At 66.8% G+C, this 25,510-nt stretch carries 21 protein-coding genes, 1 tRNA gene and 2 pseudogenes; 11 read left to right on the plus strand and 13 right to left on the minus strand.

The window, feature by feature from the left end; translation table 11 throughout:
- The first annotated feature begins 37 nt into the window (after nucleotides 1–37).
- Nucleotides 38–1,555 (plus strand): TldD/PmbA family protein, encoded by a 1,518-nt coding sequence (locus tag ASE48_RS24420; RefSeq protein ID WP_057169737.1) that lies wholly within the window; start codon nucleotides 38–40, stop codon nucleotides 1,553–1,555.
- Nucleotides 1,552–2,922, plus strand: coding sequence for a metallopeptidase TldD-related protein (locus ASE48_RS24425; RefSeq protein WP_057169738.1), 1,371 nt, complete (start codon nucleotides 1,552–1,554; stop codon nucleotides 2,920–2,922). Before ASE48_RS24420 ends, ASE48_RS24425 begins: the two co-directional genes overlap by 4 nt.
- Here ASE48_RS24425 and ASE48_RS24430 read toward each other — a convergent pair.
- Complete coding sequence (locus tag ASE48_RS24430; protein ID WP_442928756.1) at nucleotides 2,906–4,036, minus strand: N(5)-(carboxyethyl)ornithine synthase; 1,131 nt, start codon at nucleotides 4,034–4,036, stop codon at nucleotides 2,906–2,908. The two genes, ASE48_RS24425 and ASE48_RS24430, sit on opposite strands and share 17 nt — an antisense overlap.
- 215 nt (nucleotides 4,037–4,251) lie before the next feature.
- Here ASE48_RS24430 and ASE48_RS24435 point away from each other — a divergent pair, with 215 nt between their 5' ends.
- Nucleotides 4,252–5,064, plus strand: a complete 813-nt coding sequence (locus ASE48_RS24435) for a carboxymuconolactone decarboxylase family protein (protein WP_057169740.1) — start codon at nucleotides 4,252–4,254, stop codon at nucleotides 5,062–5,064.
- A 30-nt stretch (nucleotides 5,065–5,094) separates the two neighbouring features.
- Here the strand turns inward: ASE48_RS24435 and ASE48_RS24440 are convergent, their stop codons facing one another.
- From ASE48_RS24440 to ASE48_RS24455, 4 genes are read right to left on the minus strand one after another with little or no spacing between them, the layout of a single operon-like run.
- A complete protein-coding gene (locus tag ASE48_RS24440) occupies nucleotides 5,095–6,555 on the minus strand; it encodes a sodium:solute symporter (protein WP_057169741.1) in 1,461 nt (486 codons plus the stop codon).
- 15 nt (nucleotides 6,556–6,570) lie between these two features.
- Nucleotides 6,571–8,184 carry a thiamine pyrophosphate-binding protein gene (locus ASE48_RS24445; protein WP_057169742.1) on the minus strand — a complete coding sequence of 538 codons (1,614 nt, stop codon included), beginning with the start codon at nucleotides 8,182–8,184 and terminating at the stop codon, nucleotides 6,571–6,573.
- A complete protein-coding gene (gene speB / locus ASE48_RS24450) occupies nucleotides 8,177–9,124 on the minus strand; it encodes an agmatinase (protein WP_057169743.1) in 948 nt (315 codons plus the stop codon). Before speB ends, ASE48_RS24445 begins: the two co-directional genes overlap by 8 nt.
- Nucleotides 9,125–9,127: 3 nt before the next feature.
- The gene (locus tag ASE48_RS24455; protein WP_057169744.1) at nucleotides 9,128–10,648 is read right to left on the minus strand and encodes a purine-cytosine permease family protein; all 1,521 of its coding nucleotides are present in this window, start codon (nucleotides 10,646–10,648) and stop codon (nucleotides 9,128–9,130) included.
- A gap of 219 nt (nucleotides 10,649–10,867) precedes the next feature.
- On the opposite strand from ASE48_RS24455, the gene ASE48_RS24460 reads away from it, so the two are divergent.
- A complete protein-coding gene (locus ASE48_RS24460) occupies nucleotides 10,868–11,764 on the plus strand; it encodes an Lrp/AsnC family transcriptional regulator (RefSeq protein WP_057169745.1) in 897 nt (298 codons plus the stop codon).
- A 53-nt stretch (nucleotides 11,765–11,817) separates the two neighbouring features.
- On the opposite strand, the gene ASE48_RS24465 is transcribed toward ASE48_RS24460, so the two are convergent.
- Complete coding sequence (locus ASE48_RS24465) at nucleotides 11,818–12,198, minus strand: phage holin family protein (RefSeq protein WP_057169746.1); 381 nt, start codon at nucleotides 12,196–12,198, stop codon at nucleotides 11,818–11,820.
- Between the two features lie 69 nt (nucleotides 12,199–12,267).
- Here ASE48_RS24465 and ASE48_RS24470 point away from each other — a divergent pair.
- Nucleotides 12,268–12,341 (plus strand) — tRNA-Ile (locus ASE48_RS24470).
- 86 nt (nucleotides 12,342–12,427) lie between these two features.
- On the opposite strand, the gene ASE48_RS24475 is transcribed toward ASE48_RS24470, so the two are convergent.
- The 3 genes from ASE48_RS24475 to ASE48_RS24485 all read right to left on the minus strand — a co-directional run bounded on the left by ASE48_RS24475 (nucleotide 12,428) and on the right by ASE48_RS24485 (nucleotide 15,630).
- On the minus strand, nucleotides 12,428–13,210 hold the full coding sequence (locus ASE48_RS24475; RefSeq protein WP_162264266.1) for a glycosyltransferase: 783 nt from the start codon (nucleotides 13,208–13,210) through the stop codon (nucleotides 12,428–12,430).
- A gap of 357 nt (nucleotides 13,211–13,567) precedes the next feature.
- Nucleotides 13,568–14,701 (minus strand): cellulase family glycosylhydrolase, encoded by a 1,134-nt coding sequence (locus ASE48_RS24480; RefSeq protein ID WP_057169748.1) that lies wholly within the window; start codon nucleotides 14,699–14,701, stop codon nucleotides 13,568–13,570.
- Nucleotides 14,702–14,781: 80 nt separating this feature from the next.
- Complete coding sequence (locus ASE48_RS24485; protein WP_057169749.1) at nucleotides 14,782–15,630, minus strand: SDR family NAD(P)-dependent oxidoreductase; 849 nt, start codon at nucleotides 15,628–15,630, stop codon at nucleotides 14,782–14,784.
- Nucleotides 15,631–15,699: 69 nt separating this feature from the next.
- On the opposite strand from ASE48_RS24485, the gene ASE48_RS33545 reads away from it, so the two are divergent.
- The 4 genes and pseudogenes from ASE48_RS33545 to ASE48_RS24495 all read left to right on the plus strand — a co-directional run.
- Nucleotides 15,700–16,308: DUF222 domain-containing protein (locus ASE48_RS33545; RefSeq protein ID WP_156409375.1), on the plus strand; the 609-nt coding region annotated here is incomplete at its 3' end.
- Nucleotide 16,309: 1 nt separating this feature from the next.
- Nucleotides 16,310–17,065 (plus strand): annotated as a pseudogene (locus tag ASE48_RS33550) (DUF222 domain-containing protein); the annotation flags it as partial.
- Nucleotide 17,066: 1 nt separating this feature from the next.
- Nucleotides 17,067–17,285, plus strand: a pseudogene (locus tag ASE48_RS33890) (hypothetical protein); the annotation flags it as partial.
- Between the two features lie 38 nt (nucleotides 17,286–17,323).
- On the plus strand, nucleotides 17,324–17,920 hold the full coding sequence (locus ASE48_RS24495; RefSeq protein ID WP_082614393.1) for a YdcF family protein: 597 nt from the start codon (nucleotides 17,324–17,326) through the stop codon (nucleotides 17,918–17,920).
- Here the strand turns inward: ASE48_RS24495 and ASE48_RS24500 are convergent.
- A complete protein-coding gene (locus tag ASE48_RS24500; protein WP_057169751.1) occupies nucleotides 17,909–19,330 on the minus strand; it encodes an FAD-dependent monooxygenase in 1,422 nt (473 codons plus the stop codon). The two genes, ASE48_RS24495 and ASE48_RS24500, sit on opposite strands and share 12 nt — an antisense overlap.
- A complete protein-coding gene (locus ASE48_RS24505) occupies nucleotides 19,327–19,737 on the minus strand; it encodes a hypothetical protein (protein WP_057169752.1) in 411 nt (136 codons plus the stop codon). The genes ASE48_RS24500 and ASE48_RS24505 overlap by 4 nt, the downstream gene beginning before the upstream one ends.
- 93 nt (nucleotides 19,738–19,830) lie before the next feature.
- Between ASE48_RS24505 and ASE48_RS24510 the strand changes: the two genes are divergently transcribed.
- A complete protein-coding gene (locus tag ASE48_RS24510; protein ID WP_057169753.1) occupies nucleotides 19,831–20,397 on the plus strand; it encodes a TetR/AcrR family transcriptional regulator in 567 nt (188 codons plus the stop codon).
- Between the two features lie 40 nt (nucleotides 20,398–20,437).
- Nucleotides 20,438–21,334 carry an alpha/beta fold hydrolase gene (locus ASE48_RS24515; RefSeq protein ID WP_057169754.1) on the plus strand — a complete coding sequence of 299 codons (897 nt, stop codon included), beginning with the start codon at nucleotides 20,438–20,440 and terminating at the stop codon, nucleotides 21,332–21,334.
- Here the strand turns inward: ASE48_RS24515 and ASE48_RS24520 are convergent.
- Entirely contained in the window at nucleotides 21,331–22,410 is a 1,080-nt protein-coding gene (locus ASE48_RS24520) for a GGDEF domain-containing protein (protein ID WP_057169755.1), read from the minus strand. The genes ASE48_RS24515 and ASE48_RS24520 overlap by 4 nt on opposite strands.
- A 206-nt stretch (nucleotides 22,411–22,616) precedes the next feature.
- A complete protein-coding gene (locus tag ASE48_RS24525; RefSeq protein WP_057169756.1) occupies nucleotides 22,617–25,493 on the minus strand; it encodes an MMPL/RND family transporter in 2,877 nt (958 codons plus the stop codon).
- Between the last annotated feature and the right edge of the window lie 17 nt (nucleotides 25,494–25,510).

Below are 25,510 nucleotides of genomic sequence, written 5' to 3' on the forward strand. Positions count from 1 at the left end.
CCCCTGACGACAAACTCCTGCCATTACGGTGGTTGCCGTGACAGGCCGAACCGTCGACCCCGACTTCCTCGCGCTGCCCCGCCGGGCGCTGGCCGATGCCGCTCTGTCGGCGGCCCGCGCCGCCGGGGCCAGCTACGCCGATCTGCGCATCCACCGCCTCACCACCGAAGTCGTGCAACTGCGCGACGGCGAGCTGGAGAACTCCACCCTGGACCGCGAGATCGGTCTGGCGGTGCGCGTGATCGTCGACGGCACCTGGGGCTTCGCCTCGCATGCCGAGCTGGACCCCGCCGTCGCCGCCGACACCGCGCGCCGCGCCGTGCGGGTCGCGACCACCCTGGCGCCGCTGAACGCCGAGCGCATCGAGTTGGCCGCCGAGCCGGTCTATGACGACCTGAGCTGGGTGTCGGCCTACCGCATCGACCCGTTCACGGTGCCCGGCCCGGACAAGATCGCGGTGCTCGCCGACTATTCGGAACGGCTGTTGGCCGCCGACGGGGTGGACCACGTATCGGCCAGCCTGCAGGCGGTCAAGGAGCAGACCTACTACGCCGACACCTTCGGCACCTCGACCACCCAGCAGCGGGTGCGGGTGCAGCCGTCGTTGGAGGCCGTCAGTGTGGACCCGTCGGCCGGATCCTTCGAGACCATGCGCACCCTGGCCCCGCCGACCGCGCGCGGCTGGGAGGCCGTCGCCGATGACAGTGTCTGGAACTGGAGTGCCGAGCTGGCCGAATTGCCGGCACTGCTGGCCGAGAAGGTGAAGGCGCCCACCGTCACCGCAGGTCCTACCGACCTGGTGATCGACCCGTCAAATCTGTGGCTCACCATCCACGAATCCATCGGTCACGCCACCGAATACGACCGGGCCATCGGCTACGAGGCGGCCTACGCCGGCACCTCGTTCGCCACCCCGGACAAGCTGAACAGCATGCAGTACGGCTCGCCGGTGATGAACGTGACCGCCGACCGCACCGTCGAGCACGGCTTGGCCACCACCGGTTTCGACGACGAGGGGGTGCGCGCGCAGAGCTGGGACCTGGTGCGCGACGGACTGTTCGTCGGCTACCAGCTGGACCGGGTGTTCGCGCCGCGGCTGGGGGAGTCACGCTCCAACGGCTGCTCCTATGCGGACTCCGCGCACCACGTACCGATCCAGCGGATGGCGAACGTCTCGCTGCAGCCGGGCACCGAAGACCTCAGCACCGACGACCTGATCTCGCGGGTATCCGACGGCATCTACATCGTCGGCGACAAATCCTGGTCAATCGACATGCAGCGGTACAACTTCCAGTTCACCGGACAGCGGTTCTTCCGGATCCGGGACGGCAAGCTGGACGGCCAACTGCGCGACGTCGCCTACCAGGCCACCACCACCGACTTCTGGGGATCGATGGAAGCCGTTGGAGGGCCGTCCACTTGGCGGCTCGGCGGCGCCTTCAACTGCGGCAAGGCCCAGCCCGGCCAGGTCGCGCCGGTCAGCCACGGATGCCCGTCGGCACTGTTCCGGGGAGTGAATGTGCTCAACACGCAAGCCGAATCGGGGCGCTCATGATCGCCGCACAACAGCTCGTCGACCAGGTGCTGGCCGAGGCCGCCCGGCTCGGCGGCGCCGATGAAACCACCGTCATCGTCACCGACCGCGCCGATGCCTCGCTGCGCTGGGCCGGTAATTCCATGACCACCAACGGTGAGTCCCGCGGCCGCAGCACCACGGTCATCTCGGTGGTGCGCCGCGGTGAGCAAGCGCACGTCGGGTCGGTGAGCTCCACCGAGGTCGATCAGGCCGCGCTCGCAGCGCTGGTCGCGGCGTCCCAGGCCGCCGCGGCGTCGGCCCCGGCGGCCAGCGACAACGCACCGGCGCTGCCCGGTGGGCCGGCGCCCGCGGACTGGGATATACCGGTGCCGAGCACCGGGGCGGATGTATTCGCCGATGTGGCAACCAGTCTGGTGCGTGGTTTCCGCGGCGAAGACCGGCTCTACGGGTACGCCCGGCACATCTTGGAGACCACGTTCGTCGCCACGTCGGGCGGGCTGCGCCGCCGCTTCACCCAGCCGACCGGCTCGGTGGAGATCAACGCCAAACGCAACGGCGCCAGCGCGTGGGCCGGCGTCGGCACACCGGATTTCACCGATGTGCCCACCGACGGTCTGCTCGAGGAGTTGTCGACCCGGCTGGGCTGGGCGGCGCGGACCATCGAGTTGCCCGCCGGGCGCTACGAGACGTTGATGCCGCCGTCGACCGTCGCCGACATGCTCATCTACCTGGGCTGGAGCATGGACGGCCGCGGCGCACAGGAGGGTCGCACCGCGCTGTCGGCGCCCGGTGGTACCCGGGTGGGCGAGAGGCTTACCGATCTGGGCCTGACCCTGTATTCCGATCCGGCCGCGCCCGGGCAGGAGTGCACCCCGTTCGTGGTGGCGTCACGCTCCTCGGAGCAGGCGTCCATCTTCGACAACGGGATGGACATCGGCCGGGTCGACTGGCTGCGGGACGGCACCATCAACGCGCTGGCCTATCCGCGTGCCGCGGCCGCGGAATTCGATGCGCCGGTGACGGTTCCGGCCGACAACCTGCTGATGACCGGCGGAACGACGTCGCTGGCGGACATGATCGCCGGCACCGAACGCGGCCTGCTGCTGACCACGCTGTGGTACATCCGCACGGTGGACCCGGCGGTGCTGCTGCTGACCGGGCTCACCCGTGACGGGGTGTACCTGATCGAGGACGGTGAGGTGACCGCCGCGGTCAACAACTTCCGGTTCAACGAGAGCCCGCTGGATCTGCTGCGCCGCGCCACCGAGGCCGGCGTCAGCGAGCCGACCCTGCCGCGGGAGTGGGGCGACTGGGCGACCCGGGCGACCATGCCGCCGTTGCGGATTCCCGACTTCCACATGTCCTCGGTCAGTCAGGCGCAATAACCGGATGCGGATGCGCTTCGGCGCGACGCTGGAATTTGAGGATCTCGGGATTGATGACCGTGCCGTCCCGAATCTCGATGGCGCGCGAGATCGTGGCGTTGTCATCCCACGCGGCGGGTCCCTTGAGCACCGTTTCGATGTGCGGGAGCAGCGCCTCGCTGATCTCCCAGGTCGCGGAGTTCCACAGGTAGGACGGACTATGATCCACCGCGTAATACTGCACGCCATGAGCCTTTTCGATGACCGGGCTGGTGAACGAGGTGGGGCGCGCCCAACTGAAACCCATGCCGGTGTCACAGGACACGTCGATGAGCAGGCTGCCCGGGGTGAATGCCGCGAGATCGTCTTCGGTCACGAAGATCAGGGGCGCGTTGGGATCCTGGAGCACACAGTTGACGACGATGTCGTTCTCGGCCAACAGGCTCGCCACCGGTACGGCGCCGTCCTCCGGTGTGTCGGCCAAAATCTGTTCAGGGGTGTCCTCATCAGGTCGCATCTGGATGATCTGAGTCGACGGGATCGGTGACCCGACAGCGGCCACGTCGCGGTTGGTGAGTACCCGGACGTCGTCGACACCGTGTGCGTTCAGTGCGGTGACGGCACCGCGGGCCGTCGCGCCGAAGCCGAGGACGGCGGCCCGGAGTCGTCGACCGTAACTGCCGGTGACGCCGGCGAGCTGCATGGCGTGCAGCACGGAGCAGTAGCCCGCGAGTTCGTTGTTCTTGTGGAAGACGTGCAAACCGAAGCCGCCGTCCGCCTGCCAGTGATTCATCGCCTCGAAGGCGATCAGCGTCTGCCGCCGGTCGATGGCGACCTGGGTTTGCGCGAAATCCTGTACGCAGTGCGGCCATCCCCAGACGACCTGCCCGACTCGCATGTCCGCGAGGTCCTCGGCCTGCACCTTGGGCAACACGATGACGTCGCACTCGGCGATCAGCTCCGCGCGTGATCTCACTCCGCCGACGAGTTCAGCCAGACCGTCGTCGGTCGCGCCGAAATCCTCGCCGTAGCCGTGCTCCAGGAAGATCCGCTGCCGAAGTTCGGGTTCGATCCTGCTGAAGTGCGCGGGGTGAATGGGCAGCCGCTGCTCGTTCGGCTTCCGCGAACGAGCCATGATGCCCAACGAAAGAAGTTCCGGCTCAGTGGTTGTCATGCGCATCCAGCGGTCGAGATTGTCGAGCAGATTTATCAGACATAGCGAGCCCTTTACTGTGAGGCCTGAGCGGCCTCTATGCCCACAACATTACCTCGCCCGTCACATCGCACTTTCACACCTGAAGTTTCGAGGTTTCACCCGCCACGGGTGCGTTGTGGGGGAGGATCGAGGCCGTGCTGGACCTACTGACCGATCTGGTGGCGCTGTCCCCGGCCGGGCTCGCCCCCGAAAACATGCTGATGCGCACGGTGTGCGCGCAGGCGGTAGGCCTGGCGCCGCTACCGTCCGAAGCGGCAGCCTCCTCGGAGGCCGAGCCGGTGCTCGCGGAGTTCGCCGAGCAGTTCAGCACCGACGTCGCCGGGGTGACCGCCGAGCAGCGGGGTGCCCTGGTGGCGGCCTTCGGCGCCGAGGTGCTGGGGGTCGTGGCGTTGATGTACGTGGCCGATTTCGTGCCCCGGGTGCGTGCCGGTCTGACTGCGTTGGGCATGACGTTTCCGGATCCGGACTCGTGGGACCGCACCACCCATCCGGCGGATGCGCTGTTGAACCGCTTCACCTCCGCGGTCGGAGCGATGCGGGGGCTGGATCCGTTGACCACCGAGATCGTTCGGCTGCGCGGCGCGACCCAGCACAATTGCCGGCTCTGCCAGTCGCTGCGCGAGACGACCGCGCTCGATGCGGGCGGTTCCGAGTCGTTGTACGACGACATCAGCGCGTACGGGCAGTCCGACCAGCTGACGTCGGCACAGAAGGCGGCGCTGCGCTATGTGGATGCGCTGATCTGGACACCTTCTTCGGTCGGTGAGTCGGCTGCCGTTGTGCTCGAACACTTCTCGGCCGAGCAGGCTCTGGAGATCACGCTGGATGTGATGCGCAACGGCACCAACAAGATCGCGGTCGCGCTCGGAGGTGATGCGCCGCGGGTGGCCGACGGCGTGGAGCACTACCTGCTCGGCGTCGACGGCCAGCCCGTGTTCAGCTCGTAGCGGTCTTCTTGGTCTTCAGCAGTGACGGAGCTACACCTGCACGTCGGCATCACGACCGGCCAGCCGGTCATCCCACACCTGCATCACCGCCGCGGAGGTCCGCGGGGTCAGCAGGCTGACGACGATGTAGGCGATCAGGCTGGCGGCCAGGCCGTAGTAGATCGGCTCGTTGGCCAGCACATCGCCGACCACCGCCATGGTGCCCAGCGTGACCACGGTGCCCACCGCCATGGAGGCCAGCGCGCCGGCGCCTGTTGCCCGCTTCCACAGGAAGCCGCCGAGGATCGCCACCAGCAGACCGCCCACCAGGATGTCGTAGGCGAGAGTCAGCGCACCCACCACGTCGTTGAGCAAGGCGGCGATGATGATCACCAGGATGCCGAGCACCGCGACATAGCGGCGGTCCGAATGGACTTCCACCTCAGCGGTTCCCGCGGTATCGGCGGGTTTGCGGAACAGGCGTAGCAGCAACGGTTTGACATCGGTGCGGGCCACCGTGGCGGTGGCGATGAGCGCACCGGACGCGGTGGACATCATCGCCGCGACGGCCGCGGCCAGCACCAGGCCGCTGATCCCCACCGGCAGAATGGATTCCGCGATCTGCGCGTACACATCGTCCTTGGCTTCCACATCGGGCAGGAACGTGGAGGCCGCCATCCCGATCAGGGCCCCGGCGATGCCGTAGAAGAAGCAGTACACCGCGGCGGCGGTGCCGCCCCATTTGGCCACCTGGGGTGAGCGGGCGGTGAACACGCGCTGCCAGATGTCCTGTCCGATCAGCATTCCGAAGCTGTAGACCACGAAGAACGTGATAATGGTGTCGGTGCCGATCGCGGTCATGCTGAACACCGCGTCGCCCGCGCGTTCCCGGATGCCGTCCAGGCCGCCCGCCTTGTTCCAGGTGAACGGCAGCAGCAGCAGGAACACCCCGATGGTCTTGAGGATGAACTGCACCATATCGGTCAAGGTGATCGACCACATGCCGCCGATCGCCGAGTACAGCATGACCACGGCGCCACCGATGATCACCGACAGGGTGCGGCCGGTACCGAACAACACGTTGAAGACCGTGGCGTAGGCGATGGTCGAGGTCACCGACAGCATCAACGTGTAGGCGACCATCACGATGCCCGACGCAGAGGTCGCGTCGACGCCGTAACGCAGGCTGAGCATCTGCGCCACGGTGTAGACCCGCAGGCGCTGAATGGGTCCGGCGAACAGCAGGCTCAGCGCCAACAGGCCGACGGCGATCGCGACCACCAGCCACATGCCGGAGATGCCCCACTTGTAGCCGAGGCCGACCCCGCCGACGGTGGAGGCGCCGCCGAGTACGACGGCGGCCATGGTGCCGGTGTAGAAGACCGGGCCGAGTCGCCGTCCCGCGACAAGGAAGTCCGCGGAGTCCTTCGTGCGGGTCTTGCCCCAGAAGCCGAACGCCAGCATGGCGATCAGATAGCCGATGACGATCGCGATATCGAGTGGTTTGCCCATGATGAGGCTCCTTGATCAGAGGTGAGTTGGCGCAAACATCCGCAGCAGTGCGGGCAGGACGACGACGGCGGGACCGTCGGTGTCGAAGGTGCCGGCGATGATCTCACCGACAGATTCCAGCGTGGCGGTGTGCGCGGCGATCCCGAAACTGGCTGCCAGCGCGGCGAAATCGGGTCGAGCGAGTTCGGTGGCGGTCGCGGCGCCGAAGGTGGCGGTCATGTATTCGCGCAGGATGCCGTAGCCGCCGTCATCGACGATCAGCCAGGTCACCTTGGCGTCATGCTGGCGCGCGGTGGCCAGTTCGGCGATCGAGTACATCGCACCCCCGTCCCCGGAGACCGCGAAGGTGCGCTCCCCGGTGGCGATGGCCGCCGCCAGCGCAGCGGGAAACGCGAACCCCAGGCCGCCGGCGCCCTGGGCCGAGTGGAACGCGCCACCGCGTGGATCCCACGCCGACCACGCCCAGTAGCCGGCAATCGTCATATCCCAGAACGTGTGCGTGCCGCCCGGGACGGCGGCGCGCAGATCGGACATCAGCGTCAGCTCGACGTCCACGTTCTGGGTGGCGAGCCTGTCCTCGACGGACTTTCGCAAGGTGGCCGCGGCGGCAACCCCTGCCGATGTGTCACGGGCATCGACCTTCTCGGCCAGCGCCGACAATGCCGTGGCGGCGTCGGCATGGAGAGCCAGCGCCCGATGGTTGGCCTCCAACACCCGCGCCTCGGCATCGATGTGGATCAGCTGACCCCGCGGGGCGAAGGTGAAGTAGTTGCTGGTGACCTCGCCCATCGCGGTGCCGACCGCCAGCAGGACATCGGCGCCCTCGAGCAGCTCGGTGGTGTAGCGGTCCTCGATCCAGGACGCCGCCGACAGCGGGTGCTCGAACGGGATCGCGCCCTTGCCGCCGACCGTGGAGACCACTGGTGCACCGATCTTCTCGGCCAGCGCCACCAACGCCGCCGGCCCGCCGGGTGAGCGGCGTACCCCGCCGCCGGCCAGGATCACCGGGCGGTCAGCGGAATTCAACTGTGCTGCTGCGGCATCCACCAGCTCGGCGCGCGGTGCCCGCTGCGTCACCACCGGTGACAACGTCGGCACGGGCGGCACGTAACCGTTTTCGACCGGATCCAGCAGCACGTCCTGGGGGATCTCCACCCACACCGGTCCGGCCGGTGCGGACTGCGCCAGCGCGTAGGCGTCGGCCAGCAGGCTGGGGATTTCGGACGCTTCCCGCACCGTCGCCACCGATTTGGTGACATTGACCGCACTGGCCTTCTGGTCGTCGAGCTGGTGGAGCATGCCGCGGCGCAGCCCCAGACCTGAGCGCGGCACCTGGCTGGCGATCACCAGCAGCGGCACCCCGGTGGCGTAGGCCTCCTGCAACGCGCCGAGAGCGGTCAGCGCTCCGGGTCCGGTGGACAGGAACAGCACCCCCACCTCTCCGGTGACGCGGCTGTACCCGTCGGCCCCGAACGCCGAGTTGTTCTCCACCCGTGAGCTGATGAACCGCAGATCGCTGCGGCGGATGGCGTCGAACAGGCCGAGCGCGTTCTGGCCGGGAATCCCGAAGACGTGCGAAACACCCAGTGCGGTCACGGTTTCGACGACCAGGTCGCCGCCGTTACGCATCGTGACCCAGAGCCAGCAGCGATACCAGGTCGTAGGCGACGTGCGAGGCGGCGATCCCGGTCATCTCGGCGTGGTCATAGGCGGGGGAGACCTCGACGACATCGGCACCGACCAGGTTCAGGCCGCGGAACCCGCGCAGGATCTCCAGCAGTTCGCGGCTGGTGATCCCACCGGCCTCCGGGGTGCCGGTGCCCGGCGCGTGGGCGGGATCGAGCACGTCGATATCGATGGACACGTACACCGGCCGGTTCCCGACGCGCTGGCGCAGCTTGTCCACGACCTCGCGGACCCCTTGGTAGTACACGTCGGACGAGGTGACGATGCCGAAACCGAAGCGCCGGTCATCCTCGAGATCCTTCTTGCCGTACAGCGGGCCGCGGGTGCCGACGTGGGAGAGTGCCTCGGTGTCGACGATGCCTTCCTCCACAGCCCGCCGGAACGGGGTGCCGTGGGTGTACTCGGCCCCGAAGTAGGTGTCCCAGGTGTCCAGGTGGGCGTCGAAGTGCACCAGCGCGACGGGTCCGTGCTTGGCCGCCGCGGCACGCAGCAGGGGCAGCGCGATGGTGTGGTCGCCGCCGATGGTGACGAGTTTGGTGCCGTCGGCGGTGAGATCCCGTGCGGCGCCTTCGATCGTCTCGATCGCCTCGTGGATGTTGAACGGATTGGCCGCGATGTCACCGGCGTCGGCCACCTGGATCAGCTCGAACGGCGAAACGTCCATGGCGGGGTTGTACGGGCGCAGCAGCCGGGAGGACTCGCGCACGTGGGTGGGACCGAACCGGGCGCCGGGCCGGTAGGAGACGCCGGAGTCGAACGGCACGCCGGCCACCACGACGTCGGCCTTGGTGACCTGGTCCAGCCGCGGCAGCCGGGCGAAGGTGGCGGGTCCGGCGAAACGGGGCACCTTGGACGCGTCGACGGGTCCGATGGGCGAGTTCATGAATCAGTCCTCCGAGGTGATGGGGGTGTTGGCGGCGGGGCCGGCGGGGACGGCGCGTGGGCCGTCCGGGCCGAAGGCGTCGCGGGGTTCGGGGAATGCCCACAGCAGGGCGGGATACAGCACGGCGGCCAGACCCAGCCCGACCGGGATGGACAGGTCGATCCCGGCGGCCAGATTGCCCAGCGGGCCGACGAACTGGTCGGGCAGGTTGACGAAGCTGATGGACAGCGCCGCCGAGACCAGCCAGGCGCCCAGGCCGCGCCAGTTCCAGCCGTGGCTGAACCAGTACCGGCCGCCGCGCTGCCGTCGGTTGAACACCTGCAGGGCATCGGGGTCATACCAGCCGCGGCGGGTGAACCAACCGATCATCATGACCACCATCCACGGTGCGGTGCACGTGACGATGAGCACCGCGAACGTCGAAATGCTCTGCACCACATTGAACGCGAACCGGCCGACGAAGATGAACACAATGGCGATAGCGCCGATGAGAATGGTGGCCTGCACCCGGTTGAACCGGGGGAACACACTGGAGAAGTCCAGTCCGGTGCCGTACAGCGCGGTGGTGCCGGTCGACATGCCGCCGATCAGTGCGATCAGGCAGACCGGGATGAAGTACCAGCCGGGGGAGACGGTGAGCAGCCCGCCGACGTAGTCGCCGTTGGCGAAGTTCTCGGGTGCGTTGGTGGCGATGACGGTGGCGGTGACCAGACCGAACAGAAACGGCACCAGGGTGGACAGTTGCGCGGCGATGGTGGCCACCATGGTTTTCCAGCCCGGGGTGTCGCGCGGGATGTAGCGGGCCCAATCGCCGAGGAAGGCGCCGAAGGACACCGGGTTGGACATCACGATCAGGGCGGCGCCGACGAAGGAGGGCCAGTACATCGGGTCGCCCGGCACCAGAGTGCCTGCGTACCCGGCGTCGAACATGCCCCCGAACGCGACGATGCCCGCCAGGAACAGACAGGTGGCGGCGATGACGGCGATCTTGTTGACCAGCAACATGAATCGGAATCCGTAGATGCACACCACCAGCACCAGCAGCGCGAAGATTCCGTAGGCGACGCCGACCGCAATATCGTTCTGCGGCAGACCGATTGCCCGATTCGCGCCACCGACCAGCACATCGCCGGAGGTCCATACCGAGATGGAGAAGAACGCGACCGCGGTCAGCAGGGACAGGAATGAGCCGACGACGCGCCCGTGCACTCCGAGGTGCGCCGACGACGACACGGCATTGTTGGTGCCGTTGCGCGGGCCGAACAGCGACATCGGCGCCAGGATCAGCGATCCGAGCAGCAACCCCGCCAGGGTGGCCAGCAGCGCGTCGCGGAAGGACAGCCCGAACAGGATCGGAAACGTGCCGAGCACGACGGTCGCGATGGTGTTGGCGCCGCCGAAGATGAGCCGGAACAGATCCAGGGGCCCGGCGGATCGTTCGTCGTCGGGGATGGTTTCGACGCCGTGGGTTTCGATCCTGGTGGCTTTGGGGGGAGTGGCGGCGGCCGATTCGGTGAGGGTCATGACGATCCTTACGGCGCAGGGAATGTGATGTGGATTACGGTAAGTCCGAACGCTGACCTGCGCAATCGATTCATTCGTTACGCTGGTGTTTCTGATGTCGATATGCCGGTGAATGCGAACAAATCGGTCAGAAATTGCTTCTGGGTACGTATTGAGCGATCTTTTTGCGGTACGGAGACGTGCAGAAAAAACTCTGACCAATTTCGCCGGGAGGTCCAGATGGACGAGGTTGACGAGGCAATCGTCAGTCTGTTGGAAGTTGACGGCCGGTTGACGCACCGGGAGATCGCCAAGCGGGTGGGGTTGTCGCGGTCGGTCGCGGCGACCCGGGTACAGCGACTGATCGAGAGCGGGCAGGTGGTGGTGCGCGGGGTGGCGCATCCGGCGGTGCTGGGCCGGGGCGCACTGGCGCACATCAGCCTGACGGTCGACGGCCCGGCGGCCGGGATCGCGCAGCGACTGGCCCGTCGTGTCGATGTGGCGTTTCTGTCGCTGACCAGTGGGGCCTACGGGCTGATCGCGGAGGTGCGGGTTGCGTCGCTACACGAGATCGACCGGGTGGTCGACGAACTGCGCGCGCTGGACGGGGTTGTCGGTGTCGACACCCTGAGCTACGTGGAGGTGCTGCGCGATGTCATCGGCCCGGTCGGGCAGGTCAGCGTGGAAGTCGATGCCGTGGACTTGGCGCTGCTGCGGGCGCTGCAGGACGACGGCCGTGCCTCGTATGTGGAACTCGCCGCGGCGGTGGGCCTTTCACCGGCGGGAGCGCGTCGCCGGGTGGTCCGGTTGGTGGAGGCACAGGTGGTGCGCATCGGTGCGGTGGTGCGCCACTCCGGTCAGGACCGCCAGAGCGCGCTGGGGTTGGGGATCCGGCTGACCGGGCCGGCCGGGGAGGCCGTGTCGGCGCTGATGGCGATGCGGTCGGTGATCTTCGTGGCCCGCACACTGGGCCGGTTCGACGTACTGGCCACGGTGCGTGCGTTTTCCGCGGCGCAGCTGGTGGAGATCCTCGATGCCATCCGTGCGTTGCCCAGCGTCGGGGTGGTCGAGAGCTGGGTGCATCTCGACGTGGTCAAGGAGAGTTACGCGTCGGTGTTGGAGGCGATCGCGCGGTAATGGCGCACGCCGATGCGCTCGAACACTTCTCGATCGAGCAGGTCAGCCCGTCTTCAGCTCGTAGCGGTCTTCTTCTTCAGTACCAGCACCGGCAGCACCAGGGTGGCGATGGCGGTGACCAGCCAGACGATCACGGTAGCCGCGATCCAGGAGCCGATTCCGCGGATGCTGATGCCGCTGGAGAACAGCGAGGCCAGCACCAGCGCTGCCAGGGTGGACACCAGCCCGATACCGCCCAGGAATGCCGAGGCGTAGCGGCTGGCCATCTTGAGGAAGAACGGCGACAGGATGGCCTGCGCGACGGTGAAGATCACCACCGCGGTGAGGAATCCGAGCGGGCGCAGCGTCACGCCTGGCACGAGCAGCGAGGCGACCAGCAACCCGATGGCCGAGGACCCCAGGAATACCGCGATGCGCAGCAGGAATCTGATCACGCGGTGAGCGTAACCGGGGTGCGGGGCGGTCGGGGGTGCTGTGCGAACATAGGTGCCGCATTACGCGTCGGGGCGGTAGCTCAGTTGGTTAGAGCCGGGGACTCATAATCCCTTGGTCGCGGGTTCGAGCCCCGCCCGCCCCACTCACGGCCGTGTTGTTTCGGCTGATGCCTGACACTTGCTCCGGTTGATTCTTGACACTGCGCACCTGGCCAGGCCTGGCCGTGCTTTATGCGAGGCCGGTGATCAGCTCAGCGGCCTCACCCGCAGCGTCGGTCGCCCGTATGTCGGCCCCGATTCGTGCCGCAGCGTCGCGCCACCCCGGTTCGGTGAGCAGTCCATCCACCGCGCGGCGAATGGACGTCGTAGACGCCGACCTGCTGAGGGTCATTCCTGCGCCGGCGGCGGAGATCGCGGTGCCGATCATGCGTTGATCCGACAGCGGACTGGCCGGAATGACGAGCGCGGGCATGTCATGTGCAAGGGCCCGGAAGGTGCTGGAATGGCCACCGTGCCCGATGAGCAGGGAACATTTGGGCATCAGTTCGCCGTGGTCGACGTAGCCGACGACATCAACATTGCGTGCCTTCGGAAGCGAGTCGGGATCGAGCACTCCGCCGGTGGTCACGATCGCACGTAGCGGCAGCGTCGACAGCGCGTTGATGATTCGCGTCACGGTACGGCGCTGGCCCCGAAAGCCGTTGGTGGACATGCTCACCAGGACAAGTGGCAGACTATCGCCTCTTTGAGGCGCGTGGGAATCCACCACCGGCCCCACCCAACGCACATTGTCTGGTGGTCGCCGACGTGATCCGGGATCGAGTCCACGTACCGATGCCACCACGTTGAGGTCTGCAGAGTCCCACATTCTTGAGATCCGGTACCCGTACAGACGAGCAGCCGTCCCGGCGCCGAGCCGGTGCAGGCCGTTCATGTAGCCCCGAAAAGTGTGGGTGAACACCACGTTGGGAATGTTGGCGTCCTGCACCGCCCGCAGTGCAGGAAGGAGCATGCAGTCGACGACGGCGACGTCCGGTCTGTCCAGCGCACAAATCTGTCGGACCTCAGCGCCGATGTGTGCGTCGTTGAACATGGGCACCCACATGAGCGCGCTCTGTTCGCGCGGTCGAGTCCCATTCTCGCGCTCGGTCATACGCATGGAACGGCAGCCCGGTGCGTTCTACCTCAGCCCGCAAACGCTCGTGTCCGATGATTCTGACACGGTGCCCGCGAGCGGCGAGTGCTCCGGCCACGCCGAGCATCGGCGGCACGTTGCCGCCGCCGTCCATCGTTACGAACAGAACGTCTGCCATCGCCCCCCAAGTCCTGATGATTGCACAAGACTTTGAGTCACGGTATCGGCGGATCGTCAGGCCGGCGGCGCCTTGGCGGTCAGCTTCTGGATGGTCGCGATTTCGCTGGGACGATACGCGCTACCGTCCGGCTGGATCAGATCGTGGAACCACGTCTTGGGGGCCTCTTTATAGGGCTTATCCCAGGAATCCCACGGCAGGTAGGTCTGGGTGCGGCCGGCGATGAACCCCCAGTTGTAGACACCGACCCCGCGTTTCTTCGCGATGGGCAGGATGCCCTCGACGGTGCTGCCTTCCTCGCGGGCCAGGTACTCGGTGCAGATCATCGGGCGACCCAACGGGGCGAGTTCATCTATGCGAGCGTCGAATTGGTCCGGCGTCCCATAGCTGTGGAATGTGATGACGTCGGAGTTGTCGAGCTGGATCGACGCGATGGCGCTGCGACGACCGGAGGCCCAATTGCCCTGCCACACACCGCTGGTCAGTGGCTGTACGGGATCGACCGACCGCGCCCACTCGAAGACCTGCGGCAGCAGCTTCGCGACCACCTGCTGCTTGTCGGAGCGTTCGACCTTGCGGTACTGCTTGGCCGGGTTGTCCGGTTCGTTCCAGAGGTCCCAGCCCAGGATGCGACTGTCACCGCGGAACGCTCCGATCACTCCGGTGACGTAATCGCGCAGCACGGGAAGGTAGGCGGGGTCGTCGATCAACTCGGCGCCCGGCCCTTGAACCCAGCCCGAGTTGTGCACGCCAGGAGTCGGCGCGCGCTGCGGACCGACCTTCGGATGCGGGTCCCAGCAGGAGTCGAAGAGCACGAACAGCGGTTTGATACCTCGGCTGGAGGCGATGTTGAGGAACTGCTGCACGCGGCGCAGAAATCCGGCGCGGTCCTGAGCCCACAGCTGATCGTGGAGAAACACCCGCATGGTGTTCATCCCGACCCGTCGTGCCAGCTGGAATTCACCGTCGATGCGCCGCGGGTCATAGGTGCCCGCCTGCCACATCTCGATCTGATTGCTGGCCGTCACGGGAACGTAGTTGGCGCCGACCAGCCAGCCCTGCGCCTGATACCAGGTGTTCGCACGGTCCGCCGGCCAGCGGGGTGCCGCCGCGGACGCGATCGGTACCTGGCTCAGTGCAGCGCCGGCTGCCAAGAGAAGCGGGAGTTTGAGGGCCGTCCGACGGTGCACCTATAGAACCTATGGTGCCTCGATCGTCGGCCTCGACCCACAAACCGCTTCGCAATCACTCGGTGGTCAAACCGTGATGATCAGTCCGATTTCCCGAGGCCCTTCGCCTGGAAACGTCCGATCGTCATCACTGCACGCCGGCGCGTCATGAGCCGGGTCTGCGCGAGGAGGAACAGCCGATTCGGCAGGCTCGGCACCAGCATGTGTTTGCGGCCCAATGCCTTGAGGACCCGTCGCACCACCGCGTGCGGTTCGGAGATCAGCCACTGCGGATAGGTGTCGAAGAGGTCGCCCTGCGTGTTCATCAGACCGCCCACCATCACCAGCACGTCGACCCCAGTGCCGAGCAGCTCGAACCAGAGTGACTCGCCGAGGCAGATTTGAAACGCCTTGTTCGCGCTGTACGCCCCGGTGAACGGACTGGACGTCAGACCGACGCCTGACGACACGATGATGATCGCCCCCCGGCCCTGGGCGCGCATCTGATTGCCGAAGCGGTGCACCAGGTCGGTGTAGCCGCGGGCATTGATGTCGATCATCCGGCGGTGCACATCGAGCGACATGTCCAGGATCTTCGGAGTGTCCGGGGGAGTGAACATGTGATTGCACACCAGCACATCGATCTCGGCGCCGGCGGCGGCACTTGCGATCTGCTCAATCGCGTTGGTATCGCCCATATCGCACGCCACGGCCCGCACCTCGGTACCGAACTCGGCGCGCAGTTCGGCGGCCCGTGCGGTCAGATCCTCCTCGAGCACGTCGACGATGATCAGGTTCAACCCTTCGGCGGCCAATTGCCGGGCGAACGCGTATCCCAGGCCGACATCGCGGGCCGCGCCCGTCACCACGGCCCACCCGCCTGTATAGGAGCGGACGCGGGATCGGCGCAGCGACTTCAGGCGCCGGCGGTGCGAAGCCGTGCGGTTCATTGAAGTCCTCCTCGCGGTACCCCTGCGAAGCTATCCGAACTTGTCGGACCTCTCTTCTAGAATCGTGATATGCCGCCTCCCACAACCGCTTACGCCGAGCACGTGCCTCCGGTGCGGCGTATTGAGGTGTTGTTCGAGGAGATGGGTGAGCTGATCGGGCAGCGTAATGCCCTCGATGGTCGGTTGGTGGAGATCATCGCCGAGATCGACGGCAGGGGCGCCGCCGACGGTAATGCGTTGTGGGGTGCCACGGGGTGTCGTTCCCTGGAGGCGTTGGTGGCCTGGAAGACCGGTGTCTCACCGCGTAACGCCGACACCATGGTCGCCATCGCTCATCGCATCAATGAACTTGAACGCTGCGTCGCGGGGTTACGGGAGGGCCGGGTGTCGCTCGATCAGCTCGGGGTCATCGCCGAACACGGCGGCCAGGGTTGCGATGAGCACTACGCCGAACTGGTGCAGTACGCCACGGTGAATCAGTTGCGTACCGCGGTCAAGCAGGAACCCCGCCCCGAACCAGAGTCCAAGCCAGAACCGAAACGCAAGATCACCATGATCGAGGGCGACGATTCCACGACGTGGCGGATCACCCTGCCCAAGGTGGAGGCCGCGAAATTCGAGGCCGGCCTGCAGTCACACCGCGATGCGTTGGTCGCGGACTGGAAACGCGACCACGACNGCGGATCACCCTGCCCAAGGTGGAGGCCGCGAAATTCGAGGCCGGCCTGCAGTCACACCGCGATGCGTTGGTCGCGGACTGGAAACGCGACCACGACAACGCCGACAGCATCGACCCCGAGGACGGCTGGGCCCGCGACAGCGACGCCGAGCCAAAGATCTCTGAGCAGGCACCGCCGTTCCCGGACGGGGTGGATGCGTTCATGAGCCTGGTTGAGGCCGGCTGGGACACCGAAGTGCAGCGGCGCCCGCACGGCCAGCACACCACCGTCGTAGTCCACGTCGATGTCGAGAAACCCGTCGCCGCGCTGCATCTGGGTCCTGCGCTGACAGCAGACGACCGGCGATATCTACTCTGTGATGCGACGTGTGAGGTGTGGTTCGAACGCCACGGCCGACCCATCGGGGTGGGCCGGGCGACCAGAACGATCAGCCGCCGGCTGCGCCGCGCGCTGGAGCACCGCGACCAGACCTGCGTCGTCCCGGGTTGCGGGGCCGCCCGCGGTCTGCATGCCCATCACCTGGTGCACTGGGAGAACGGCGGTCCGACCGAGCTGTCCAACTTGGTCCTGCTCTGCCCTTTCCACCACCGCATGCATCACCGCGGCGGCATCACGATCACCGGGCCCGCCGAGACACTACGAGTCACCGACAGCGAGGGCGAACCCCTCACCAACCGATCACTGGCCCGACCACCCACCAAACCCCCACCCGACGTACCACCGTGCACAGGCCCGACCGGGGAACGCGCGCAATGNCACCACCGCATGCATCACCGCGGCGGCATCACGATCACCGGACCCGCCGAGACACTACGAGTCACCGACAGTGAAGGCGAACCCCTCACCAACCGATCACTGGCCCGACCACCCACCAAACCCCCACCCGACGTACCACCGTGCACAGGCCCGACCGGGGAACGCGCGCAATGGTGGTGGTACACACCGTACGAACCACCACCTCCCACGACGAACTAGGTGTGAGAGTTGACCTGCGGTTGTGATCGAATGGGTCGATGACTGCCGGTAAAAGCTGGGCCGCGGTAACGGCGGCAGCTTTGACCGTGGGGTTCGGATGGGCCGAGTGGAGCACGTGGAGAGCGTCCAGATCCGCGCTGCCGACCGGAGCCACCAACCCCCGGCAGATCACTGCTGGTGAGTGCGTGCTGGTGCTGGGAAATCCTCTGCCGATCCTGCACCGCTGGCGGGTACGCATCGCGGTGCGCTCCACCGATCCCGATCGTGCGCGGTTCGTGTTCTCCGGCGGTGCCGTGCGCAGCAAGCTTCCGGAGGCACAGATGATGGCCGACTACGCAGTCCACCAACTCGGGGTGCCGGCGCACAACGTGGTGATCGAGGACCAGTCGACGACCACCGTCGAGAACATCAAGTACTCGGTGCCGTTGATGGCCGGTAGCCCGGTCATCAAGATCGCGTCGGACACCTTCCACGCACGGCGCGCCCGCAGAATCCTCCACGACGAATCACCAGAACTGGCGGACCATTTGGTGCAGGCGCGCGACTACATTCCGGGGGAGTGGGGTCCGCTGCACGCCGCCTTGGTCGCCTTCGAGTGCTACCGGGTGTGCCGGACCGCGGCTTCAGACCGCTGAACGAACCGCACCGGTCCACCGCGTCAGACACGCATCCCGCCCTTCGCGATCCGAAGACGATCCGGTCCACGCCACATACCCATCGGGCCGCACCAGCACGGCCGGACCGGCATCGGTCCGTTCGGCCTGCAGCAGACCAGACACCTCCACCGGCATAGCCCCGTGTTCACGCACCAACACGAAACCCGGTGTCCGCTGCAGCTCGGTCAACGTTCCGGACACCAGTGGGATCTGCGCCGCGCGCACACCCACCCGCCCGTACCGCAATCCGATACCGGAGAAGCTGCCCGCCACCGCATCCCGTACCGCGGGGACCCGAAGTAGCCGCGGGGCAATGACGTTCCGCAAGCCCCGAGCGACCCGCGGATGCAGCGTCACCCCACGCGCCATCAGCCCGGACTGCCGTAGCACCCGCTTACCGATCGGATGACGTTCCGCGTGATAGGTGTCCAGCACGGCTTCAGAAGCACCGCCCAGCACGGCGTCGAGCTTCCATGCCAGGTTGGCCGCGTCCTGAATGCCGGTGTTCATGCCTTGCCCGCCCATGGGGGAGTGCACGTGCGCGGCATCCCCGGCTAGGAACACCCGACCGTGCCGGTACTGCGTGACTTGCCTTTCGTCGCAATGGAATCGCGACTTCCAGCTGACCTCGACGATGCCCAGGTCCCTACCCGTGGCGCGCTTCAGCACGTCGATGATCTCGGCGTCCTCGACGGGGACTTCGTCGGCGACCTGAAAGCCGCGGTCCCACAGCATGGTCCGGTACCAATCGTCCCCATAGGGCGCCAGGAACGCGAACTCTTCCGGCGTGCTGCGCAGCGTCAGCCCATCGCTGGATGGTCCGTGCGCAAGTTTCACATCGGCCAGCACCACCGAGGACAGGATGGTCTTTCCCGGAAAGTCCGCGCCGATCAACGTCCGTACCGTGCTGTGCGCACCGTCGGCGGCCACCACGAACCGAGCCCGCCAGGAGGTGTCGCTGCCATCGGCGCGGGACCGCGCGGTCACCGTCACCCCATCGCCGTCCTGCGTCAGCGAAACGACCTCGTAGCCGCGCTGCACATCGGCGCCCTGCGCGGAGGCGTAACGATCAAGGGCCGCATCGACATTGGTCTGCGGGGTGATCATCGCGAACGGATAGGCGGAATCCAGGTGGGTGAGATCGATGCGCGCGCCACCGAAGATGGTCACCCCCGGCGTCCGGTGCGCGCCTGCCAACAGGTCGTCGGCCAGCCCGCGGGCGTCGAGCACCTCGAGCGTCCGGGCCATGGTGACGAACGCCCGGCTGGACGGGTTTACCGTCGGCCAGCGCTCCAGCACCACCACCGAGCGACCGGCACGGGCGAGGTCGCCAGCCGCCGTCAGGCCGCACGGTCCGGCGCCCACGACGATGACATCGACAGTGTTCATCGGGCCGGCACCGCCTCCGGGCTCGGGTACCAGCGGCGGATGTCGTCCGGCGTGGGCACCGCGTCCTTGTTGAACACGAACCGGCAGCCCGGCTGGGTGACATGGGCGGCGTTGACGATCGACTCGAACAGCAGCGTATTGCCGGCCACCAGGCGGATCCCGGCGCCGATCAGCACGGCGTCGTAGCTGCCGGCCTCCAACTGCTCCAGGGCCTTCGCCGTCCCGGCCTCACCGAACGGGATGAGGCAGTTGTCCACCAGGTAGCCGGCGGCCCGCAGACCCGCGACGTTGTCGTCGTTGGCGGCGCGCAGCTTCTCTCTGGTCAGCCCGGGGAACCGCGCGAAGTCGGGGGATGTCACGTCGATGACGTCGGGATCGAGGCCGATCTGGATGGCGGTGACGGTCACTCGAACCTCCTGGAACTGAGTTCAACAACTGTTGAACTCGACGTTAGGCCCGACCATTGCCTGTGTCAACAAGTGTTGAATAAGCTGCACGGCATGGCAACGAGACCGCGCGACGGTGAGGCCACCAAGGCCGGCATCCTGGCCGCCGCGCAAGCACAGTTCGGCGAGCAGGGGTTCGAGCGCACCACCATCCGATCCGTCGCGGCGGCGGCGGCGGTCGACCCGGCGCTGGTGATGCACTACTTCGGCAACAAGGCCGGCCTGTTCGCGGCGGCGACCCAACTGGACATCACCTTCCCGGATCTGACCGGCGTGGCCCCGGCCGATATCGCCGCACTGGTGATCCCGATGTTCGTCGAGGTCTGGGCGCCCGACGGCCCGTTTTTGCCGCTGCTGCGGGCCGCCGCCACCCACCGGGGAGCCGCCGACGCCTTGCTCGAAGTCTTTGCCGCACAGGTGGCCCCGGCCCTGGCCGCGATCGTGCCGGACCGGCCCGCCGAACGGGCGGCCTTGATCGGCGCACAATTGCTCGGCGTTGCCGTCTCGCGCCACATCCTCGGCACCCCGCCACTGGCCCGGATGCCGGACCGCGAACTCGTCGAGTGGCTCGGTCCGGTGCTGGCGCACTACCTGAGCTATCCCGCTCCAGCGGCGGGCTAACACCACTGGATCACTACAGTGACGCACATGGGGGACCCACATGACTGAGCCCGAAAGCGACCCGAGCCAGGCCGGCTCCGGCGTCGAGCCGCCGATAGCCGCCCACGTGCGGGAACGGTTCGATCTGCTCGAACGGTTCGCGCCCGGCGAGGGCGCCCGGTGGGCCACCGAATTGTGGTGCACCCCGCCGGCGGTCGAGATGAGTCTGCGGATGCCGCCGGGTGTCCCCGCGAGTCAACCCGTCGAAGCGGCCTGGGACGGCAACCGGATCATCGGTGAGTCCTGGGGTGAGGGCGACCCGGTGTATCTGGTGCACGGCTGGGGAGGCTGTCAAGCCCACCTGGGCGTGTTCGTCAAACCCCTCGTCGAGGCCGGCCACCGCGTCATCGCCTTCGATCTGCCCAGCCACAACGGATCTGATCCCGGGGCGCTGGCCCCGGGCCGCACCACCATCGTGGAGTGCGCACGGGCCGTGCACGCCGTCGTCGACGCGTTCGGCCCCGCGCACGCCATCGTCGGGCACTCGCTCGGCGCCAAGGCCACCTCGCTCGCGGTGTCCTGGGGAGCCGCCGCGCAACGCCTGGTGTTCCTGGCGCCGATGGGCGACTTCTCCTGGTACCTAGACGTTTTCACCCAACGCCACGGCTTCGGCCCGCGCATCCGGGACGGGCTGCACCGCCGGCTGGACCAGAAGCTCAAGATGCCGCTGTTCGACACCGACATCTCCGCGGTGGCCGACCGACCGGAGAATCCGCCGCTGCTGGTCATCCACGATCCCGACGATCCGGACAGCCCGTACGGATACAGCGAGGAGATCGTCGCCGCCTGGCCGAATGCCAAGCTGCACACCACCAAGGGGTTGGGACGGCTGGCGCACTACCGCATCCTGCGGCATCGCCCGGCCCTGGACGCGGCCGTCGCGTTCATCACGACCTAAGCCGGGCGGGCCTTCTTCTCCTCGTACATCAGCTCATCGGCGCGCGCCAGCAGTTCGTCGACCGTGCTGGTGTCACCGGCGGGCACGGCCATCAGCCCGATGCTGGTGGACACCTCATAGGAGCGGACCTCGGTGTCGTTGAAATGCTGCATCGCCGCGGTGATCCGCGCCTTGAGGGCCGCCGGCTCACGGTCCGCGCCGACGGCCAGCACGCAGAACTCGTCACCGCCCAACCGGGCCAGCACGTCGGACGTGCGCAACGTCGCGCGCAGGACCTGGACCACATCGATGATGAGGGCGTCCCCGACGACGTGGCCCTGACGGTCGTTGACCTTCTTCAGGCCGTCCACATCGATGAAGCCGAACAGGCAGTCGAGTCCGTCGCGGCGGGCGGCCAACAACACCGATTCGGCCAGCAGGTAGAAACCGCGCCGGTTGGTCACGCCGGTCAGATCATCGGTGACCGAGAGCTGCAGCATCTCGTTGCTGACCCGCTCCAGATCGGCGGTGCGGTCGAGCACCCGTTGTTCGAGCTCGGCGGAGATCTGCACGTTCTCCATGGCGACCGACGTGGCATCGGCCAGCGCCTGCAGCAACGACACCTCGCGCTCAGTGGGCATGTGCTCATCGGCCCAGTAATTGCCGATCGCGCCGACCGGATCGAGCTTGCGGATGGGCACCATCACCAGGCTCTGCACGAAGGTCGGACGGTAGGCCTCGTGCGGGATGCGGTCATCCGCGTAGATGTCCTGGACCACCGCTGCCTGCCGGTTGAGCATGGTCCACCCGCTGATGCACGTCTCCATCGGGAAACGGCTGCCCTTCCACAGCGGGGCGATGGCATCCTCGTCGGCGTAGTAACACATGCCGTTGTCCCGCAGCACGAACGTGGCGCCGTCGCAGCCGGTGAGCGCACGCGCCGCGGCCCGCACGATCTGCTGGATCTCGGGCAGGGTGCGGGCCAGGGAGAGTTCCTGCACCGCGCGCAGCAGGTGCTGCATGCTGCCCGCGGCGTCGTCATCGTCGGACCATTCCGCCGTGGACGAGCCGGTGCGCGCGGAGTCCTCGACGCTCATCCGGCCTCCGTGTGGTCTCGTGCAGCGCCCCGCGCGGGCAGTCCCGTCGAAAGCGTACGCGGCAACGCGAACATTAGCCCAGCAGAGTATTCGCTGAAGTGCCGTTTCGGTAGCCTCCGGCAGGGGTTACCCGTCATGAACGGCCTTGCCCGACCCGATATGTGAGCTATTGGACATTTGCTGAAACTGCACGATCGGGACGGCAGTTACTGGGCGGGCTCCAGTGGTTTCGGGGGCGTCACCGGCTGTGCGGGCCGTTGCCGGACCCGCTGCGGCCACCAGAACCATTTGCCCATCAGCGCGGCGATGGCCGGTGTCATGAACGACCGGATCACCAACGTGTCGAACAGCAGACCCAGACCGATGGTGGTGCCGACCTGCGCCACCACCGTCATCTCGCTGACGAACATCGCCATCATGGTGAAGGCGAACACCAGGCCGGCGGCCGTCACCACCGAACCCGTGCCACCCATCGCGCGGATGATGCCGGTGTTCAAACCGGCCGGGATCTCCTCCTTCATCCGCGCCACGAGCAGAAGGTTGTAGTCCGCGCCGACGGCGAGCAGCACGATCACCGCCATGGCCATCACCATGAAGTGCAACTCGACACCCATGATGTGCTGCCAGACCAGAATGGACAGACCGAAGGATGCACCGAGCGACACCACCACGGTGCCGACGATGACGGCCGCGGCCACCAACGCACGGGTGATCAGCAACATGATGATGAAGATCAGGCTCAGCGCCGCGATGCCGGCGATGACCAGATCCCAGTTGTTGCCTTCCTGCATGTCCTTGAAGGCCGCCGCGGTGCCGGCCAGATAGATCTTCGACCCCTCCAGCGGAGTGCCCTTCACGGCCTCCTTGGCCGCCGTCTTGATCTCGTCGATCAGCTTGATGCCGTCGGGGGTCAGCGGATCATCCTGGTGAGAGATCATGAACCGCACCGATTTACCGTCGGGGGAGATGAAGCTGTCCATGCCGCGCTTGAAATCTGCGTTGTTGAAGGTCTCCGGCGGCAGGTAGAAGGTGTCGTCGTTCTTGGCGTCGTTGAACGCCTCGCCCATGGCGTGCTGGTTCTCCGACATCGCCATGCCCTGATCCTGCATGCCCTTCTGGGTCTGATACATCCGCAGCATCATGTCGCGTGACGACTCCATCGTCGCGATCTGCGCCGGCATCGTCTCCAGCATCTGCGGCATCAGCGCGTCGAGCTGACGCAGGTCCGGGATCACCGCCTCGAACTGGGTCGTCAGCCGGTCCGTGCCGTCGAGAGCGTCGAAGATCGATCGCATCGACCAGCACAGCGGGATGTTGTAGCAGTGCGGTTCCCAGTAGAAGTAGTTGCGGATCGGCCGGAAGAAGTCGTCGAAGTTCGAGATGTTGTCGCGCAGTTCCGCGACGTCGACGGCCATGTCCTCGGTCTTGCCGACCATGCTGTGCGTCGTCGCGCTCATCTCACCCATCAGCGACACCATGCGGTTCATCGTGTCGATGGTGGACTGCATGTCCTCGGCCTGCACCAGCATGTTGGCGAACATGTCTTCCTGGTACTTCTGGTTCATCTTCTGATTCGCCCCACCCATGCTCATCTGGGCGGGAATGGTGCTGAACTCCAGCGGCTCGCCCGACGGGCGGGTGATGGTCTGCACATTGCCGACCCCGGGCACCTTGAAGACGGCCTTGGCGATCTTGTCTATCACCAGGAAGTCCGCCGAGTTGCGCAGATCGCGGTCGGTCTCGATGAGCAACAGTTCGGGGTTCATCCGGGCCACGCCGAAGTGCCGCTCGGCGGCCGCGAATCCCTGCTGGGCGGGCAGATCCTGCGGCAGGTAATTGCGGTCGTTGTAGTTGGTCTGGTAACCCGGCAGCGCCAGCAGGCCGATCAGCGAGAGCGCGATGGTGGCCAGCAGCACCGCACCGGGCCAGCGCACCACCACGGCGGCGACCCGGCGCCAGCTGCGGATGCGCATGGCGCGCTTGGGCTCCAGGACCTTGCCGAAGCGACTGGCGACGGTGACGATGGCCGGGCCCAGGGTGAGCGCGGCGAAGACCACCACCACCATGCCGAAGGCCATCGGCACACCCAGGGTCTGGAAGTACGGCAGCCGGGTGAAGTGCAGGCACAGCATGGCGCCGGCGATGGTGAGGCCCGAGCCCAGCACCACGTGGGCGGTGCCGTGGAACATGCTGAAGTAGGCCGATTCCCGGTCCTCGCCGACCGATCTCGCCTCCTGATATCGGCCGATCAGGAAGATCGCGTAGTCGGTGGCGGCGGCCACCGCCAGCGTCACCAGGAGCTGGGTGGCGAACGTGGAGAGCCCGATCAGTTCGTGATAGCCCAGGAATGCGACGACGCCGCGCGCAGAGGTCAGCCCCAGCACCACCATGACCAGCACCAGGATCGTGGTGATGATCGAGCGATACACCAGCAGCAGCATCGTGATGATCACGACGAAGATGGCGCCCTCGATGATCTTGACGCTGCGGTCACCGGAGATCTGCTGATCGGCGGCCAGCGCCGACATGCCGGTCACGTAGACCTTGACCCCCGGCGGCGGAGGTTCGGCCTCGATGATCTTCTTCGCGGCCTCCACGGACTCGTTGGCCAGCGACTCGCCCATGTTGCCGGCCAGATACACCTGCACGTAGGCGGACAACCCGTCCGAACTCTGCGCCCCGGCCTCGGTCAGCGGGTCGCCCCAGAAGTCCTGAACATGCTCGACGTGGGTGGTGTCGGCCAGCAGCCGATCGACCATGTCGTTGTACCAGTAGTGCGCATCGGCGCCCAGGCGCTGTTCGCCCTCCAGGACGACCATCACCGAACTGTCCGACTTGTACTCGTCGAAGACCTGACCGACCCGCTTGCTGGCGATCACCGATGGGGCGTACTCCGGTGTCATCGACACCGAGCGCATCTGGCCGACGGTCTCCAGCGGCGGCACCGTCAGGCTGAGCAGCGCGACGATCCCGATCCAGCCGATGATGATGAGGATGGCGAACTTGCGGATGAAACCGGCGATGCCGCCGCGTCGCTGCTGGTGATTAGGGGTGACGACCGTGGCCGCTGAAGAGTCGGGCACGTCCGGTCGCTCTCCTG

It is taken from the genome of Mycobacterium sp. Root265 (genome assembly GCF_001428895.1).
Classification (GTDB): Bacteria; Actinomycetota; Actinomycetes; order Mycobacteriales; family Mycobacteriaceae; genus Mycobacterium.

Coding starts and splice junctions, on each gene's coding strand:
- ASE48_RS24510 (WP_057169753.1), top strand. CDS start 19,831: ATGGCAACGAGACCGCGCGACGGTGAGGCCACCAAGGCCGGCATCCTG.
- ASE48_RS24485 (WP_057169749.1), bottom strand. CDS start 15,630: ATGAACCGCACGGCTTCGCACCGCCGGCGCCTGAAGTCGCTGCGCCGA.
- ASE48_RS24440 (WP_057169741.1), bottom strand. CDS start 6,555: ATGGGCAAACCACTCGATATCGCGATCGTCATCGGCTATCTGATCGCC.
- ASE48_RS24475 (WP_162264266.1), bottom strand. CDS start 13,210: ATGCTCCTTCCTGCACTGCGGGCGGTGCAGGACGCCAACATTCCCAAC.
- ASE48_RS24445 (WP_057169742.1), bottom strand. CDS start 8,184: ATGCGTAACGGCGGCGACCTGGTCGTCGAAACCGTGACCGCACTGGGT.
- ASE48_RS24500 (WP_057169751.1), bottom strand. CDS start 19,330: ATGAACACTGTCGATGTCATCGTCGTGGGCGCCGGACCGTGCGGCCTG.
- ASE48_RS24460 (WP_057169745.1), top strand. CDS start 10,868: ATGGACGAGGTTGACGAGGCAATCGTCAGTCTGTTGGAAGTTGACGGC.
- ASE48_RS24455 (WP_057169744.1), bottom strand. CDS start 10,648: ATGACCCTCACCGAATCGGCCGCCGCCACTCCCCCCAAAGCCACCAGG.
- speB (WP_057169743.1), bottom strand. CDS start 9,124: ATGAACTCGCCCATCGGACCCGTCGACGCGTCCAAGGTGCCCCGTTTC.
- ASE48_RS24430 (WP_442928756.1), bottom strand. CDS start 4,036: ATGGCTCGTTCGCGGAAGCCGAACGAGCAGCGGCTGCCCATTCACCCC.
- ASE48_RS24425 (WP_057169738.1), top strand. CDS start 1,552: ATGATCGCCGCACAACAGCTCGTCGACCAGGTGCTGGCCGAGGCCGCC.
- ASE48_RS24520 (WP_057169755.1), bottom strand. CDS start 22,410: ATGAGCGTCGAGGACTCCGCGCGCACCGGCTCGTCCACGGCGGAATGG.
- ASE48_RS24495 (WP_082614393.1), top strand. CDS start 17,324: ATGACTGCCGGTAAAAGCTGGGCCGCGGTAACGGCGGCAGCTTTGACC.
- ASE48_RS24515 (WP_057169754.1), top strand. CDS start 20,438: ATGACTGAGCCCGAAAGCGACCCGAGCCAGGCCGGCTCCGGCGTCGAG.